This window comes from Leptonema illini DSM 21528 (assembly GCF_000243335.1).
Lineage (GTDB): Bacteria > Spirochaetota > Leptospiria > Leptospirales > Leptonemataceae > Leptonema > Leptonema illini.
Genome location: NZ_JH597773.1, coordinates 894397 through 908126, shown reverse-complemented (window position 1 = coordinate 908126; position 13730 = coordinate 894397). Strand labels below are relative to the sequence as shown.

Here is a 13730-nt window from a genome sequence, read left to right as displayed (position 1 = left end):
TAGTGAATTCCAGCCTTGACCGATCTGCAAAAACGGCCGATCTTTGAAACGATGGCCGCTCGAAAAGCATCTGCCGTGGCGCTGATCCTGATAGCCCTATTTTTCACAGGATCCCTTGCCTCTGCGCCCGAGGACTTCCCTCTTGCCCGGCCGGTACAGGAGGCCATCAATGTGCAGGAGATCGAGCGCCTTGAACGTCAGTTTGCCGACGGCAGCCTGCCTGCCGATGAGGTGATCCGCCTTGCCGGTGATCTGATCGGCCAGTACACCGGGCAGTTTCGCGAGAAGCGCCGCAACGATCGCCGTGCGCTGCCCGTTCCCGAGCGCCTTGCCGATCTCAATGCCGATCTTGTGCGGTTGATGCAGATCGTGCGCAACCGCGAGACGGGTGCCGGGTTTTTCTACGAGCGATCGCCGTACATGCAGCGCCTGTATGTGCTGCTGGGGCAGGCCTACGAGGCGAAGAAAGAGCCTGTGCGAGCCCTCAGTGCCTATACGACGGCCCTTCGCTACGGAGCCTTCGAGCGTCCTCATGATGACCCCGAAAGGGCACGGGAGCAGGATCGGGCCCGACTGCGTGAAGAGATCTACCATGCCATCGCCAACGGTATGGGCGATGCGGATCGTCTCACACAGGAGCCCGATGCACAGATAAGGCAGGCCGGCGCAGGCTTTGCCGAGACGCTACGACAGTTCAGGCAGCTGCGCCTGGATGTGGAGGAGGCGCGCCGGCTTATCTATGTGGAAGAGGCAAAGCAGCTGCGCGGAGGCGGAGATCCGGCGACGGCACGGGCGAACTACGAGCGGTTGCGAGGCGAGCTTGAGCAGACCGAACAGAGCCTTGAGGCGGTTCGCCTGGGAATCTACAAGACCTACTACGAGCGGGAGTCTGCTGCGGGAGGGGAGCTCCTGCATAAGATGGCACTTCTTTCAAAAGAGATCGAGACATCTTTACGGCTTCAGGAGCGTGTGCTCAATCGTTCCTCTTATTATAGAGGAACGGGCAACGTTCTCGGAGAGGAGCGTACCGTTCTGCGTGATTTTGTCGGCTACAGGGCGCTGCTTGAGCTGGCGCATCGCCTGAATCCGCGGCGTGCCGAATACGTTCAGCTGCTGGCCGAGGAATACCGCACCGGACGGGACCTGCCGCGTGCGATCATGTACTACGAGCTTGTGGTGGACCTTGTCGGGCAGCCCGGCGGACAGAGCACGCAGGGCCTGGCTCTGAGCTACATCCGCCTTGCCGGATTGTATGCCGACCGCCAGAACTACATCCGATCGGTGCAGACCTACGAGCGTCTTTTCGCCCGGACGGAGCCCGATCTCTGGCAGGGGGTAAAAGAGCGCCTGCGCGATCAGCCGTCGACACGCTCGCTGGCCGACCTGCTTGATATTCAAACGACGTTTCGGCTGCATCTGGCCGATCTGATGTTTGAGAAAACAGGGCCTCTGAACCGGGCAAAAAACTTGTATGAACAATCTCTGTCGGAACTCCGACAGATTGCGCTGCCCGATGAGGCCGAGTATCTGCTGCGCCAGGCGGTGCTGCGGCGGCAATACGAGGTGCTGCTGCGTCTTGCCGCCATCGAGCGGCGTGGCCGCCAGAGCGAGGCCGAATCCCGCCTGCTTGCCGAGGCGCTTCAGATCGGACGTCGCCTTGAAGAAGAGAGCGGTGCCGCCCTGACCGCCTTACAGAGTATCGATCGTCAGCGGGCCGATGTGTCGGCACAGCTTAAAATCGGCCCCGAAGAGCAAGAGCTTTCGCAGCGGTTTTACCGCCTGAGCTACGTCGAGCGGCCCATCGCCGCCGAGAAAGAGGCGTCGTACAGGAGTACCGTTCAGGCGCTTGACCTGCCGCAGATCCTCGAACGTCAGGCCTACCTTGCTGTGCGGGCAAGAGATCTGAATACGGCCCGGCCCCTATATCTGGAGATGATCCAGAAGGGCCGGGGGGACCAGGCAACGCGTGCTCGCCAGAACCTGGAGCTGCTTTCTGAGGGGCCGGCTGCTCTTCGCCGTTTAAAGCTGCCCCCTGATTTCGAGCGATGACAGGCTTCTGATTGTTATTCCTATTAGTGGGATTCGCGTCGGATTGGTGTGAATCAGGCCGTGCCCTGCTGGAAATTTTCTTCCTCGACGGAAATCGAATAGACAGACCCATCGGATTTTTTATGAGGGTTTCGGGCTCTTCGCGAGCTCAGCATCCTCGTAGTTTTTCTCAGTCATCTGTTCGAAATTCTATTTGAGGCCATTAAGGGAAGGATTTATGGCTACTCGCAGCGATTCTCTGAACAGCGTCATCGGACCCGGTTCCATTTTTGAAGGTAAATTCTATATCTCGGGCTCGCTTCGCATCGATGGTAAATTCGAAGGCGAGATCCGCACCGAAGATGAGCTTGTTGTCGGCGAAACTGGTAAGGTTCGCACGAATATTAAAGCCCGCTCCGTTGCTATCTCGGGCACGATGATCGGCAATATCGTCGCCGATGAAGAGGTGCGCCTTGATCGCGGCGGCAAGCTGCTTGGTGACGTCGAGGCTCCGGTTCTGCACCTGAACCCCGGTGTGATTGCACAGGGACAGATCAATATCACCGGCGGTCAGAAGAAAGACGTTAAGAAGCTGATCGAGGAATCCTTCGGCGAATCAAGCAGCCAGAAACAGGATCTTGAGAAAAACGGCCAGAAAAAGCAGGCAAAATGACGTAAAGGGCGCCGATATTCAAAAGAGGCGCCCATCGTCAGGATGACGACAGCTCAAAAAAGAAAAACACAGAAATCAGATAAGCGGCAACCCGAGAACGACAGAGATGCATCACAGGCGATTCCAGAATAACCCCGCTCCGCGCAGGCTTGAGATTCGTGGTCGAGTCTCGTTGATCCATCTCGGTCGCGGCAGCTTCCTCTACACTTTTCCGGGAAAAGCTCGGCCGTATATCGGTCGCGTGGACCTTTCGGTCGTTCAGATGCGTAAAACGGCTCTGATGGTCGTTGTCCTTTTCTCGGGCTTCTTTCTCGGTTTTTCCGTTTTTTCAAACGCCGGCAGCGCGATCACGACGGCCTCCGATGAGCAGGAGCTTGTGGCCGGGCTCAACGAGAAAGATCTGAGCCCCGAAGAGCTTGATCAGAAATCCGAGGATTTTAAGAATAAGATTCTGAGCGAAGACGAAGAGGCCTCTTCGGGCAAAGACCGCATCGCATACACCGTAAAGCCGGGCGATACGCTCAGCACCATTTCCAACCGGTTTCGTGTTCCCGTGCATCTGATCAGTAAGTCGTCGGGAATCCGACCGGACTCTACGTTACGTGTCGGCCAGAAACTCACCATTCCGAACCGACCCGGTATCTACTATCGCATCAAGGCAGGCGATCGTCTGGCAAAGGTGGCGAGCTATTATAGCGTCAAGGTCGAAGAAGTCGAGAAGGATAACCCGTCGCTTCACAATCTTGATCTCTTGCCTGTCGGCGCGAGCATCTTCCTGCCCAATGCAAAGATTCCTGATCCGCCGCCGATGTGGTCGATGCCGGCCGTCGGCCGTCTGAGCTCCAATTTCGGTTATCGGGTGCATCCCATAACGAGGGGGCGTCAGTTCCATGGTGGGATCGATATTGCCGTGCATTACGGTCCCGTTCGTGCCGCTCGTGATGGCGTCGTCATCTACGCCGGCCCGATGGGATCTTACGGGAACGCCATTATTATCAAGCATGACAGTCAGTTTAAAACACTCTATGCTCACCTCAGTCGTGTGAGCGTGAGAACGGGACAGCAGGTCAAGCGTGGATCTGTAATTGCCACATCGGGCAATACGGGATTCTCAACCGGCCCGCATCTTCATTTCGAGGTGATTTACAAAGGCAGGGCGGTTCCGCCGTTCAAGTACGTAAAATTCCGCTGAGAACTTTTTCTCCTGCTTGACGAAGGGAGCGAGGTGCGTGAAATGTACCAGCTCCCCGTAGCCTTCCTTCCTGATCTCTTATTTCCCCCGCCCTTTTAACTTTAATCGTTTATACCAGCTATTCAGGAGACTTTATGTCTATATCGAAAAAGGCCCCCCGCGGCAAAAAAAGCATGCGAAAGAAGCCGCCCATGCAGGACGTTGATCAGGAGTATTCGCAACGCTACTCCGAAGAACCGTCCGAACAGCCCGAAAGACAGGAAGGCGAGGCATCGACGGGCGAAGAATCAAACGGACGTTACCACCACCATAAAAAACAGCGCTATCAGGGACCGACTCCGCCCCCCATCGATCTGACCGAAATCAAACGACTGCCCATCGAAGACATCTACCAGAAAGCCGAGGCTATGGAGATCGAGGGCGTTTCGGGAATGAAGCGTCAGAACGTTATCTTCGCCATTCTACAGCGACAGACCGAACAGAACGGCGTCGTCTATGCCTCGGGAACGCTGGAGCGCATGAACGAAGGCTATGGCTTTCTGCGCAGCCCCGACTATAACTACCTGGCCGGCCCCGACGACATCTACGTCAGTCCATCCCAGATCCGCCACCTGCAACTGCGAACCGGCGATACCATCACCGGACAGATCCGCTCCCCAAAAGAGGGGGAGCGCTTCTTCGCCATGTTGCGCGTTGATACGGTTAACGAAGATAAACCCGAGTCCTCTTTAAAGCGTATTCTTTTTGATAACCTCACTCCGATTTACCCGAACAGTCGCCTCGTCATGGAGTGGAATCCGGGGCAGCTCGATACTCGCATCATCGATATGTTCACGCCCATCGGTATGGGCCAGCGTGGATTGATCGTCGCTCCGCCTCGCGTCGGTAAAACGATTCTGATGCAGAACATCGCCAATGCCATCACGCACAACCATCCGGACGTAGTTTTGATCGTGCTTCTGATCGATGAACGTCCCGAAGAAGTGACCGACATGGCCCGCCATGTGCGCGGCGAGGTCGTAAGCTCCACATTCGACGAACCGGCGACGCGACACGTGCAGGTGGCCGAGATGGTGATTGAGAAGGCGAAGCGTCAGGTCGAGCATGGCCGTGACGTCGTTATTCTTCTCGATTCGATCACTCGTCTTGCCCGGGCGTATAACCAGGTGATCCCGACGTCGGGCAAGATTCTGTCTGGCGGTGTGGATTCAAACGCCCTGCATAAACCGAAGCGTTTCTTCGGCGCCGCCCGTAACATCGAACATGGCGGCTCGCTGACGATTATCGCAACGGCTCTGATCGATACGGGCTCGAAGATGGACGAGGTGATCTTCGAGGAATTCAAAGGAACCGGTAATATGGAGATCCACCTCGATCGCCGACTGGCAGATAAGCGCATCTTCCCCGCCATTGATCTTAACAAATCGGGCACGCGTAAAGAAGAGCTTCTGCTTCCGCAAGATGTTCTGACCCGCGTATTCATTCTGCGTAAGGCCCTGTCGCCGATGTCGACGACGGAGGCGATGGAATTCCTGCTTGATAAGATTCGCGGATCGAAGACGAACTCCGACTTCCTTAACAGCATGAACGCCCCGTCGATGTGATGCCGACCGCTCCGGAATCCGGAGCGGCAATAGCGACTAACGTTCGGCGATCTCTTTCAGCTTCTGAAGAACCTGATCCCATCCTGTATCGGAATGAGAGAATCCCTCTTCGGATGTAAAGCCTCTCTGTGTGAGCTGAAGGGTGACGGCGCCGTTGGCGGGTAAGAGCTGAAAGCTGACCGTCGCGTAGTTCTCGGGCAGATCGGGCAGGGGCGACATGCTGCTCCAGTAGCTGTAGCTGAGGCTCCGGCCCGTTTCAATATCGAGAATCGTTCCACGGTCTTCGTAGGTATGCCCTTCATACTGTCCCCGGAATACAAGCGGGCTTCCTTTTTTCCAGTCGCATTCCGTATCCGTGCCGTACAGATACTCTTTGATCTTCGCGGGGTTGATCAATGCATCCCAGATGGCCTCGGCAGTGGCGTGAATGACTGTGGTTTTCTGTAATGTACGGTCGATCAGCATCTCGTTCTCCTTCTGTGCTTTCGATTTGAAGTGCGGTAATATGGGATAAAGAAAAGTCTATCACCGAAACGAGGCATTGCATTGGAAAAAGACGCCATTCAGAAGGCGGGACCGGCCCGCGGCCTGATCCGTCCGATTGAGCAGAATCCGACCGAACAGAGTCCGATCGAGCATGAGCGCATCTTACCGCCGCCTTCGCTCGCTCACCTGGTGCGTCACTTCTGGTATGTTTCCTGGAATCTCGAAACCTCCGTCGTAAGGGAGAACCTACCACATCCGGCGATTCATCTCGTTTTTGAGAAGGGCAGGGCTGAGATCGTCGGAGTTCCGACATCTCGTTTTACGGTGGAGCTCTCGGGAAAGGGCCGCGTCGTCGGAGTGCGCTTTCATCCGGGGGCCTTTTCGTCGCTGGTAGCTGGCCTGAACGATTCTGACACAGCGGGCCCGTCCGAAAAAGGACGGCGTTCAGGAGCAGCCTCGGATTGGACGGACCGGCGACTGCCGGCCTCCGATGCCCTGGGCCCGCAAATTGAACAGACCCTGACGGAGGTCGAAAGCCAGGCCTGGCCGGAGTGTCTTACGCCGCTAATCCGAATGCTTGAAGATCTCTCGGCCCGGGTCGGACCGCTACCCGCAGATGCTCTTCTTGCCCGACGCCTGGTGGAGCGTCTGGAAAGCGAGGCGGAGCTGAAGCGCGTCGAGCAGCTCTGCGATGACGAGGGCATTCCTATGCGCACGTTGCAGCGGCTATTCTTGCGTCACGTGGGCGTTTCGCCCAAATGGGTGATCTGTCGTTTTCGATTGCATGAAGCCCTGGCGCGCATTGATGCCGGCGAGCCTGCAAACTGGGCCGCTCTGGCCCTTGACCTTGGGTATTTTGATCAGGCTCACTTTATTAACGATTTTTCACGCTTTGTCGGCTCGACTCCCGTGCAGTATCGTCGCCGACCCACCTCATAAAAAACAGTTGCCGCTGCAGTGGCCGATTTGCTTTAGTGTACCGTCCGGACGGTTATTTGTACCGACTGGACGGTTTAATCGGGGGACAGTATGGCGATAAAGAAAACGGCGAAACGATCACCGGCACGCACATCAAAGAAGGGGCGGCCTGCCGGCGGCGAAACGGCACGAGAAAAAATACTTGAGGCGGCCTATCGCGTCGTGCAACAGCACGGGGCGGGGCATCTGACGCTTGAAAACGTAGCATGGGAGGCAGGCGTCAGCAAAGGCGGCCTGCTCTATCACTTTCGCTCGAAGGACGATCTGATCCGCGGCATGGTCGAAGAACATGTGCGTCAGGAAGAGCGGCATATGCATGAAAACCTTGGCGAAGATCCCGATGCAAAGGCCATCCTGCGCTTCGTGATCGACACGGCGTTCGAAGGTCGTTCGGGCTATGACGAGGACCACGAAATCGGCGCCGCTCTGCTTCCGGCCATTCTCGAAAACCCGGCTCTTCTCGAACCTGTTGAGAATCTGATCTGTGAGATGAACCGTAAGATCGACGAGCTGAAGGATCCTGCTCTGGGGTACATTCTGCGCCTTGCTCTCGATGGCATGCATTTCACACATATGATGGGCATCGGCGTCATCGAGGACTGGCAGCGCAAAGAGGTTTTCAAACGCATGCAGCAGCTTGTCGACGAGCTGTGATCAAAACGGCCTCTCTGGAATCAAAGATTGGAGTAAAACATGACAAAGGCACTATCATTTTTTATGGAGCATCGACTGGTGACGACCGTCTTCCTCTCGATGCTCCTTGCCCTGGGATTCGTCTCCCTTTCTTCTATGAATAGAGAGGCCTTCCCGAAAGTAACTCTCGATAAGGTGGTTATACAGACCCCGTATCCTGGAGGCACGCCTGAAGAGATCGAGCGACTTGTTTCCATTCCTCTGGAAAAGCAGCTTCGATCCGTTTCAAATATCGACGAAGTGCGCAGCTATAACCTCGAAAACGTCAGCGTGATCATGGTCTTTCTGAAAGAAGGCATGCCCGATACGCGACCGGCCGTCGAAGATATTAAAGACGCCGTCGAGCGCACGGCTCTTCCACCGGGAGCCCTTGCGCCGACCGTCGAAGAGATCACGACGGATAAACAACAGGTCGTCGATGTGGCCTTCTCTCTGAAACGGGACGGCGCTCATGTTCCGACGACGGAAGAGTATCGAATGCTTCGCGATACGGCGAAGGCCTTTGAGGATAAGCTCTACGAGCTTCCTGAGATCGCCGAGGTGGAGCGCTTCGGATATCGAAATCGCCAGTTTCTTGTCGAGGCTGATCCGGCGGCTCTGAATGCAAAACGTGTAGGGCTCAATCAAATCTTGAACGTCCTTGGCATGCGTAACGTCGATATGCCTTCAGGCGTCATGCGACTGAACGGTACGGAGTATCTTCTGCGAACGCGGGGTCAGTTTTCCGAGGCCCTTGAGATGCGCTCGGTTCCAATCGTCGGTAACGCCACCGGCTTTATGACGGTGCTTTCCGATGTGGCGCAGGTCTTCGATACGTACGAAGATCCGACTATTTATGAGAAGTATGATGGATCGCATGTGATTGTGCTGCGCGTCTGGAAGACCGAAACGGCCGACATCATCAACGCCGCAGAAGCGGCTAAAGCGACCGTTGAAAAGATGAAAGAACGCTATCCGGAAGTCGAGGTGACGGTCTTTCTTGATCAGAGCACCGACGTCGTGCGGCAGCTGAACGATCTTATCATGAATTTTGTGACGGGCCTGACTCTCGTTGTCGCCGCATTGTTTTTCATTCTGGGATTCCGGCTGAGCATGATCATCTCGTTCGCCATTCCGTCGATCTTCCTGATCGCCTTTACGATCATTCATGCGGCAGGGATCACGATCAATACGATCAGTATTTTCGCCCTGGTCATGGTGCTGGGTATGATGGTGGATAACTCCATCGTTGTCGCCGAAAACTCGTTTCGTCTGATGCAGGAGGGGCAGGCTCGCGGCGATGCCATCCGCAATACGCTTTCTGAGGTATTCGCTCCTCTGCTTGTGACGATGCTTGCTATTGGAGCGGCGTTCGCTCCGCTCCTTTTTATGGGCGGCATTATCGGGAAGTTTGTTTTCGGTATTCCGGCCGTGATCCTGATCGTGCTCGTCGTCTCGCTCGTCTTCTCCCTTGTCTTTCTCCCGTCGTGGCTGAACACCTTTCTACCCGAGCGTGTAAAGGCCACGTATGGGGGCGACGACGAAGAGGCTGGCGGGTTTGGTCTGATTGTGCGAGCCTATCGTAAGACGATGGCCATCGCTCTGCGATACCGATATGCAGTGATCGGAGGTTTTACCGTTTTCTTTTTCGGACTTCTCTTTCTGGCGGGTCGGTTTCTGCCCTTTGTGCTGTTCCCGGCCGGAGGTGAAGACCAGATCGATATCAAGACGTATATGCCTCAGGGCACGACGCTACAGCGTAACCTTGAGGTGATGGATAAAGCCGAAGGCCTGATTACCGAAGTTGTCGGCGATCAGCTTGTCTTCCTGCGTGATAGAGTGGGGATTCATGAGCCGCCGTTTGATGATCCGAAGCCCGGCGAAGAGACGCATCGATCGACCGTGATCGTGAAGCTCACACCTGTGCAGGAGCGCGATGATGAGGCCTCTGCCGCCATCTATGTGAAGAAGATACGGGACAGGCTGAAAAAGGCTCAGCAAGCGGGCGAATTGCCGGCGGAGTTCAGATATGATGTAGAGGCGGCGCTGCATGGTCCGCCCGTTGGCAAGCCAGTCTCGCTACAGATTCGCGGACCGGAGTTTGCACAGCTCAAAGAGATCGCCGCTCTTTATATGAAGGAGCTTGAAGGCATGCCTGGCGTTTATGATGTCAGCCTTGACCTTGAAGAAGGCAAAGAAGAAATCCGGTTTTATGTGAAAGACGATGTGGCCGCAAAGGCGGGGCTGAGCGTGAATGACGTTGCTGAATCGATTCGCACGGCCTTTAACGGAGAGGTGGCCTCGTCTATCAGCAAGGGCGAAGACCGCATCAATATTGTCGTAAGATTTCCCGACGAGGCTCGCCATAAGATTGAAAGTCTGAAGAAAGTCAAGGTACAGAACAACCAGGGACGCCTTGTGCCTCTTGAGAGAGTCGCTTATTTCACGAGAGAGCGAAGTTATTCGATGATTAACCGACAGGATCTGATGCGAGTCGTTCGCGTCGAGGCTTCGGTCGATACGGATCTGACGACATCTCTCGATGTGAACCGCCTGCTACAGAAGAAGATCGATATCTCGAAGGATTATCAGGACTATTCGGTCAACTTCGGGGGCGAACAGGAAGACGCTCAGGATTCCTTCACCGATCTTGTTATCTCATTCGCTTTCGCTATGGGGGTGATTTTCGCGATCTTCCTTGTCTACTTCAATTCAGCGACGACCACGGGCGTCGTTATGGGAGCGATCCCGTTCGGCATCGCCGGCGTTCTGCTCGGGTTGATGCTGCACGGAAAGCCTCTCAGTTTCATGAGCATGCTTGCCATCGTAGCGTTAAGCGGTTCTATTGTGGCCAACACTCTCGTTCTTGTGACGTTCACCGAAGAGCTGCGTAAAAAGGGGCAGGATTTGCACGAGGCTATCATCAATGCAGGAGCGATTCGCCTGCGCCCGGTGCTTCTGACGACCGTTACGACCGTGATCGGATTGCTGCCAAGCGCTTACGGAATCCCGACCGTTGACCATTTCGTGCAGCCGCTGTCTTTGAGCTTCGCCTGGGGATTGATGTTTGCCACGTTGATCACGCTCGTTCTCTGCCCGCTGCTTTACATGATGAAAGAAGATTTTCTGGCCCGGCTGCGAAAGGCCTGAGGCAAAAGGATTTATAGAGAGGTATTGTTGTATGGTTAATGTTCAAAAGTTTCGAAACAAACAGAAAAGAATGATCGCCACGAGCCTGCTGCTCTCACTCTTCGGAGGAGCGGCTCTCTATGCCGACGATGCCGGAGCCTTCTTGAAAGAACTGACGTTGCCTGCCCTTTTGCAAAGAGTAGCGGAACGCGGACCGGTTGCGCGCATGCAGCAGCTTGAGATCCTGAAATCAGATACGGCCTTGAAGAAGGAATCTTCAGCTTATACGCCGAAGATTGCCGCCGGTTATGAAGGAAAGGATACGAGGAATCCGAATATCCCGGCGACGATGCTTCAGGGAACGCGTGCTTTCAGCGATACTTACTTCCTGAGTTTCTCGAAGCAGTTTCGCACGGGCACAACTCTCGAGGTAAAGGGATACGACGCAAGGGTAGATAACAATCTCGGTGAACGTCCGGAGGATAAAGGTACGCTTCTTGAAAACTTCGGCTCGCCGCCGCTTCATACGTCGGGGATTCAGGTAACGCTCGGACAGGAGCTGTTGCGCAACTATTTCGGATTCCAGGGCAAGCTGAACGAACAGATAGCGAAGAACGAGAGCGAGCGTAAACGTAACCAGCTGGAGTATGAGCTTGCACAGATTCTCGTCGGAGCGATGAATCAATACTGGCAGTTCGCCCTTGCAGAAGAGCAGAAAAAGGCCGCCGAAGCACTGTTACAGAATGCGGGACAGATTCGCAATCTGACCGTCCAGAAGGCAGGCCTCGGGCTGGCCGAATACTACGAGGTAAGTCAATGGTCGGCGCTTGAGCAGACGGCTCGTATTGATGTTGAAAATACCGGCGTGCAGCGCGAAGAGCAGCGTCTTGCTCTGCTCAGGCTTCTTGATTTGCCGCCCGAAACGAACATAACTCTCGACGGTAAGAATGGCATACCGCTGCTGCTAAGCGATACGTTGCCTGCTGATTTGAATCTTGAGAAAGATACGGAGTTAGCCCTGGAGCGCAGGCCCGATCTGCGTAACCTGGAGCTACAGCTTGCATCGGCGAAGACGGCTCTGAAACTTGCCGAAAGTCAACTCCTGCCTTCCCTGGCAGTGCAGGGCACGTATGATTCGCGAAACTTCGGTCGCCATGCCGCCCTTGGTCCCGACGCAAATCGCGGAGTTTATCCGGAGTCGACGATTCGACTTCAACTCGAGGTTCCGCTCTGGGACGAAGGAGCGCTTGCCGATCGCCGTGATGCGAACCTTTCGATTCAGCAAATGGAAATTCAGAAAGCCGATGCCATCCGACAGGCGCGAGATGAAATAAGAGTGGCGCATGAACAGCTTCTTGCCGCTCATCGCTCGCTTTCGCGTATGAAAGATGCGTTGATGCATTCAGAGAGAATGTATGCGGGAATCGTAGGCGACTATCGCACCGGTCGCATGCAGGCGGAGTCGGTTAAGAGCGCTCTGGATGCCGTTATCCAGGCGCGGCTCGGTATGGCGCAGGCGAGGATCGCCTTTAATATGGCCCTTGCACGGTACGATCTGCTCTGCTATCGTCTGTTCGAAAAGAACGGCATTGATCTGGAGGCCGCTCTGAAGCGGCACAGTAAATCTGATTGAATCTGTGACTCGATCTTCTGTTCTTGATGCCTGCCCGAGTTCGTACTGTGTTACTTCTGTTTCTGCTGTCCTCAGCGACTTCGATCGCAGCAGACGGGGGAACGCGGTTCTTCTGGGAGAATGACGCGGTCTTCGGGGATTCAGATCGATACTACACGAACGGCATGCGTTTTGAACTATGGTTTCCAGCCGGCCAGGTTAACGCAACCAAACCGATGAGTCTTTTCGGTTCCGGGCTTTCGGGAAGCAGTATGCCGAAAAAAGACCACTGGTTTGAATTCTGGAAATTGAACCGACCGGGGTGTCGTTCTCTTGTCGGCTTCAGTTTCGGACAGACGATGTTTACTTCTTCAAACATCAGGACTCCTGTCGTCTCATCAGCGGACCGCAACTATGCCGCACATCTCTATCTTGGCGGAATGATCTACGAAAGCTGCGCCGGTCGCGACATCTATCTTGAGTTAACCATAGGGGCGCTCGGTCCTCCGGCAATGGGAGAGCAGTCGCAGACGTTGATCCATCGTCTGATCGGATCTCCTCCGCCACAGGGATGGGATGACCAGACTCCGGCTCGACTTGCCGTACAGTCCCATCTTGAGTATCGCAGACGAATGACCGATAGCGCCGGATGGTTGCTGTTCGGTAGAGCGGGGAGCGTTTATATAACGGCCGGAGCGGGCATTCAGTATCGAGTCGGACGTTTTGAAAGGGACTCATCGTTTCCGGGCACGGGCATGTTTCATCCGGCGGCTCCGCCTGCGCCGGTTAACAAGACGGATTCCTACCTCTTCCTCGAATCGACGGCCTTTCTTCAGTTCATGGACGCCACTTTGCGAGAGGGCGGCGACGGAGGACTCGATAGACTTTATGATGAGAATTTGCTGCGAATTTTAGGCGGCACAGGGAATCAGCTTGAGAACTCACTGATCTGGAACCTGCTTGTGCCGACTTCAAACAGGCGAGAGACGCAGCTGGCGCGGCATCATCTAATTCAGCAACTCCATCTGCATCCGGAGTTTATTCAGCATCCAGGTGGAATGGCACAGGCTTACAGGTTGCTGACGAATACCGGCGGGACAATGGCCACCGACGCGCTACTCTGGGATCTTGTGAAAGCGATTCGGCCATCGGATGATAGCGATGGAGCCAGTTTTCCATTACGAGCCCCCCGAACGGTCCAGACGCTGACGACGATCGGTTTTCAGTATAGCATGCCCGGTGGGCTGTACTGTCAGATTGCGCTCAGTACAGGTCCGTCGGATTTTCTGGCCGAGAACGGGTATCCTACCTGGCATCGCTGGGGGAGTTTTCAGGTAGGGTTCAGGTTTTGAGTGC

General features: G+C 55.2%; 10 protein-coding genes. 9 read left to right on the top strand and 1 reads right to left on the bottom strand.

All coding sequences use genetic code 11. The features are described from left to right. The first annotated feature begins 51 nt into the window (after nt 1-51). From LEPIL_RS04070 to rho, 4 genes are all read left to right on the top strand, one after another. The gene (locus LEPIL_RS04070) at nt 52-2049 is read left to right on the top strand and encodes a hypothetical protein (RefSeq protein WP_002770205.1); all 1998 of its coding nucleotides are present in this window, start codon (nt 52-54) and stop codon (nt 2047-2049) included. Nucleotides 2050-2266: 217 nt separating this feature from the next. After that, nucleotides 2267-2701 carry a bactofilin family protein gene (locus tag LEPIL_RS04065; protein ID WP_002770203.1) on the top strand — a complete coding sequence of 145 codons (435 nt, stop codon included), beginning with the start codon at nt 2267-2269 and terminating at the stop codon, nt 2699-2701. A 106-nt stretch (nt 2702-2807) separates the two neighbouring features. Beyond that, nucleotides 2808-3893 (top strand): LysM peptidoglycan-binding domain-containing M23 family metallopeptidase, encoded by a 1086-nt coding sequence (locus tag LEPIL_RS04060; RefSeq protein WP_002770202.1) that lies wholly within the window; start codon nt 2808-2810, stop codon nt 3891-3893. Between the two features lie 134 nt (nt 3894-4027). Continuing rightward, the gene (gene rho, locus LEPIL_RS04055) at nt 4028-5497 is read left to right on the top strand and encodes a transcription termination factor Rho (RefSeq protein WP_002770201.1); all 1470 of its coding nucleotides are present in this window, start codon (nt 4028-4030) and stop codon (nt 5495-5497) included. 36 nt (nt 5498-5533) lie between these two features. Here the strand turns inward: rho and LEPIL_RS04050 are convergent, their stop codons facing one another. Then, complete coding sequence (locus tag LEPIL_RS04050) at nt 5534-5962, bottom strand: SRPBCC family protein (protein WP_002770200.1); 429 nt, start codon at nt 5960-5962, stop codon at nt 5534-5536. An 81-nt stretch (nt 5963-6043) separates the two neighbouring features. On the opposite strand from LEPIL_RS04050, the gene LEPIL_RS04045 reads away from it, so the two are divergent. From LEPIL_RS04045 to LEPIL_RS21590, 5 genes are all read left to right on the top strand, one after another. Beyond that, on the top strand, nt 6044-6922 hold the full coding sequence (locus LEPIL_RS04045; RefSeq protein WP_002770199.1) for a helix-turn-helix domain-containing protein: 879 nt from the start codon (nt 6044-6046) through the stop codon (nt 6920-6922). A gap of 90 nt (nt 6923-7012) precedes the next feature. Next, nucleotides 7013-7615 (top strand): TetR/AcrR family transcriptional regulator, encoded by a 603-nt coding sequence (locus LEPIL_RS21595; RefSeq protein ID WP_002770198.1) that lies wholly within the window; start codon nt 7013-7015, stop codon nt 7613-7615. Between the two features lie 39 nt (nt 7616-7654). Beyond that, nucleotides 7655-10783, top strand: coding sequence for an efflux RND transporter permease subunit (locus LEPIL_RS04035; protein WP_002770197.1), 3129 nt, complete (start codon nt 7655-7657; stop codon nt 10781-10783). Between the two features lie 70 nt (nt 10784-10853). Continuing rightward, entirely contained in the window at nt 10854-12395 is a 1542-nt protein-coding gene (locus LEPIL_RS04030) for a TolC family protein (protein WP_169314793.1), read from the top strand. Nucleotides 12396-12421: 26 nt separating this feature from the next. Next, nucleotides 12422-13726 carry a lipid A-modifier LpxR family protein gene (locus tag LEPIL_RS21590; RefSeq protein WP_078123282.1) on the top strand — a complete coding sequence of 435 codons (1305 nt, stop codon included), beginning with the start codon at nt 12422-12424 and terminating at the stop codon, nt 13724-13726. Nucleotides 13727-13730: the final 4 nt, after the last annotated feature.

Coding starts and splice junctions, on each gene's coding strand:
- LEPIL_RS04070 (WP_002770205.1), top strand. CDS start 52: ATGGCCGCTCGAAAAGCATCTGCCGTGGCGCTGATCCTGATAGCCCTA.
- LEPIL_RS04065 (WP_002770203.1), top strand. CDS start 2,267: ATGGCTACTCGCAGCGATTCTCTGAACAGCGTCATCGGACCCGGTTCC.
- LEPIL_RS04060 (WP_002770202.1), top strand. CDS start 2,808: ATGCATCACAGGCGATTCCAGAATAACCCCGCTCCGCGCAGGCTTGAG.
- rho (WP_002770201.1), top strand. CDS start 4,028: ATGTCTATATCGAAAAAGGCCCCCCGCGGCAAAAAAAGCATGCGAAAG.
- LEPIL_RS04050 (WP_002770200.1), bottom strand. CDS start 5,962: ATGCTGATCGACCGTACATTACAGAAAACCACAGTCATTCACGCCACT.
- LEPIL_RS21595 (WP_002770198.1), top strand. CDS start 7,013: ATGGCGATAAAGAAAACGGCGAAACGATCACCGGCACGCACATCAAAG.
- LEPIL_RS04035 (WP_002770197.1), top strand. CDS start 7,655: ATGACAAAGGCACTATCATTTTTTATGGAGCATCGACTGGTGACGACC.
- LEPIL_RS04030 (WP_169314793.1), top strand. CDS start 10,854: ATGATCGCCACGAGCCTGCTGCTCTCACTCTTCGGAGGAGCGGCTCTC.
- LEPIL_RS21590 (WP_078123282.1), top strand. CDS start 12,422: ATGCCTGCCCGAGTTCGTACTGTGTTACTTCTGTTTCTGCTGTCCTCA.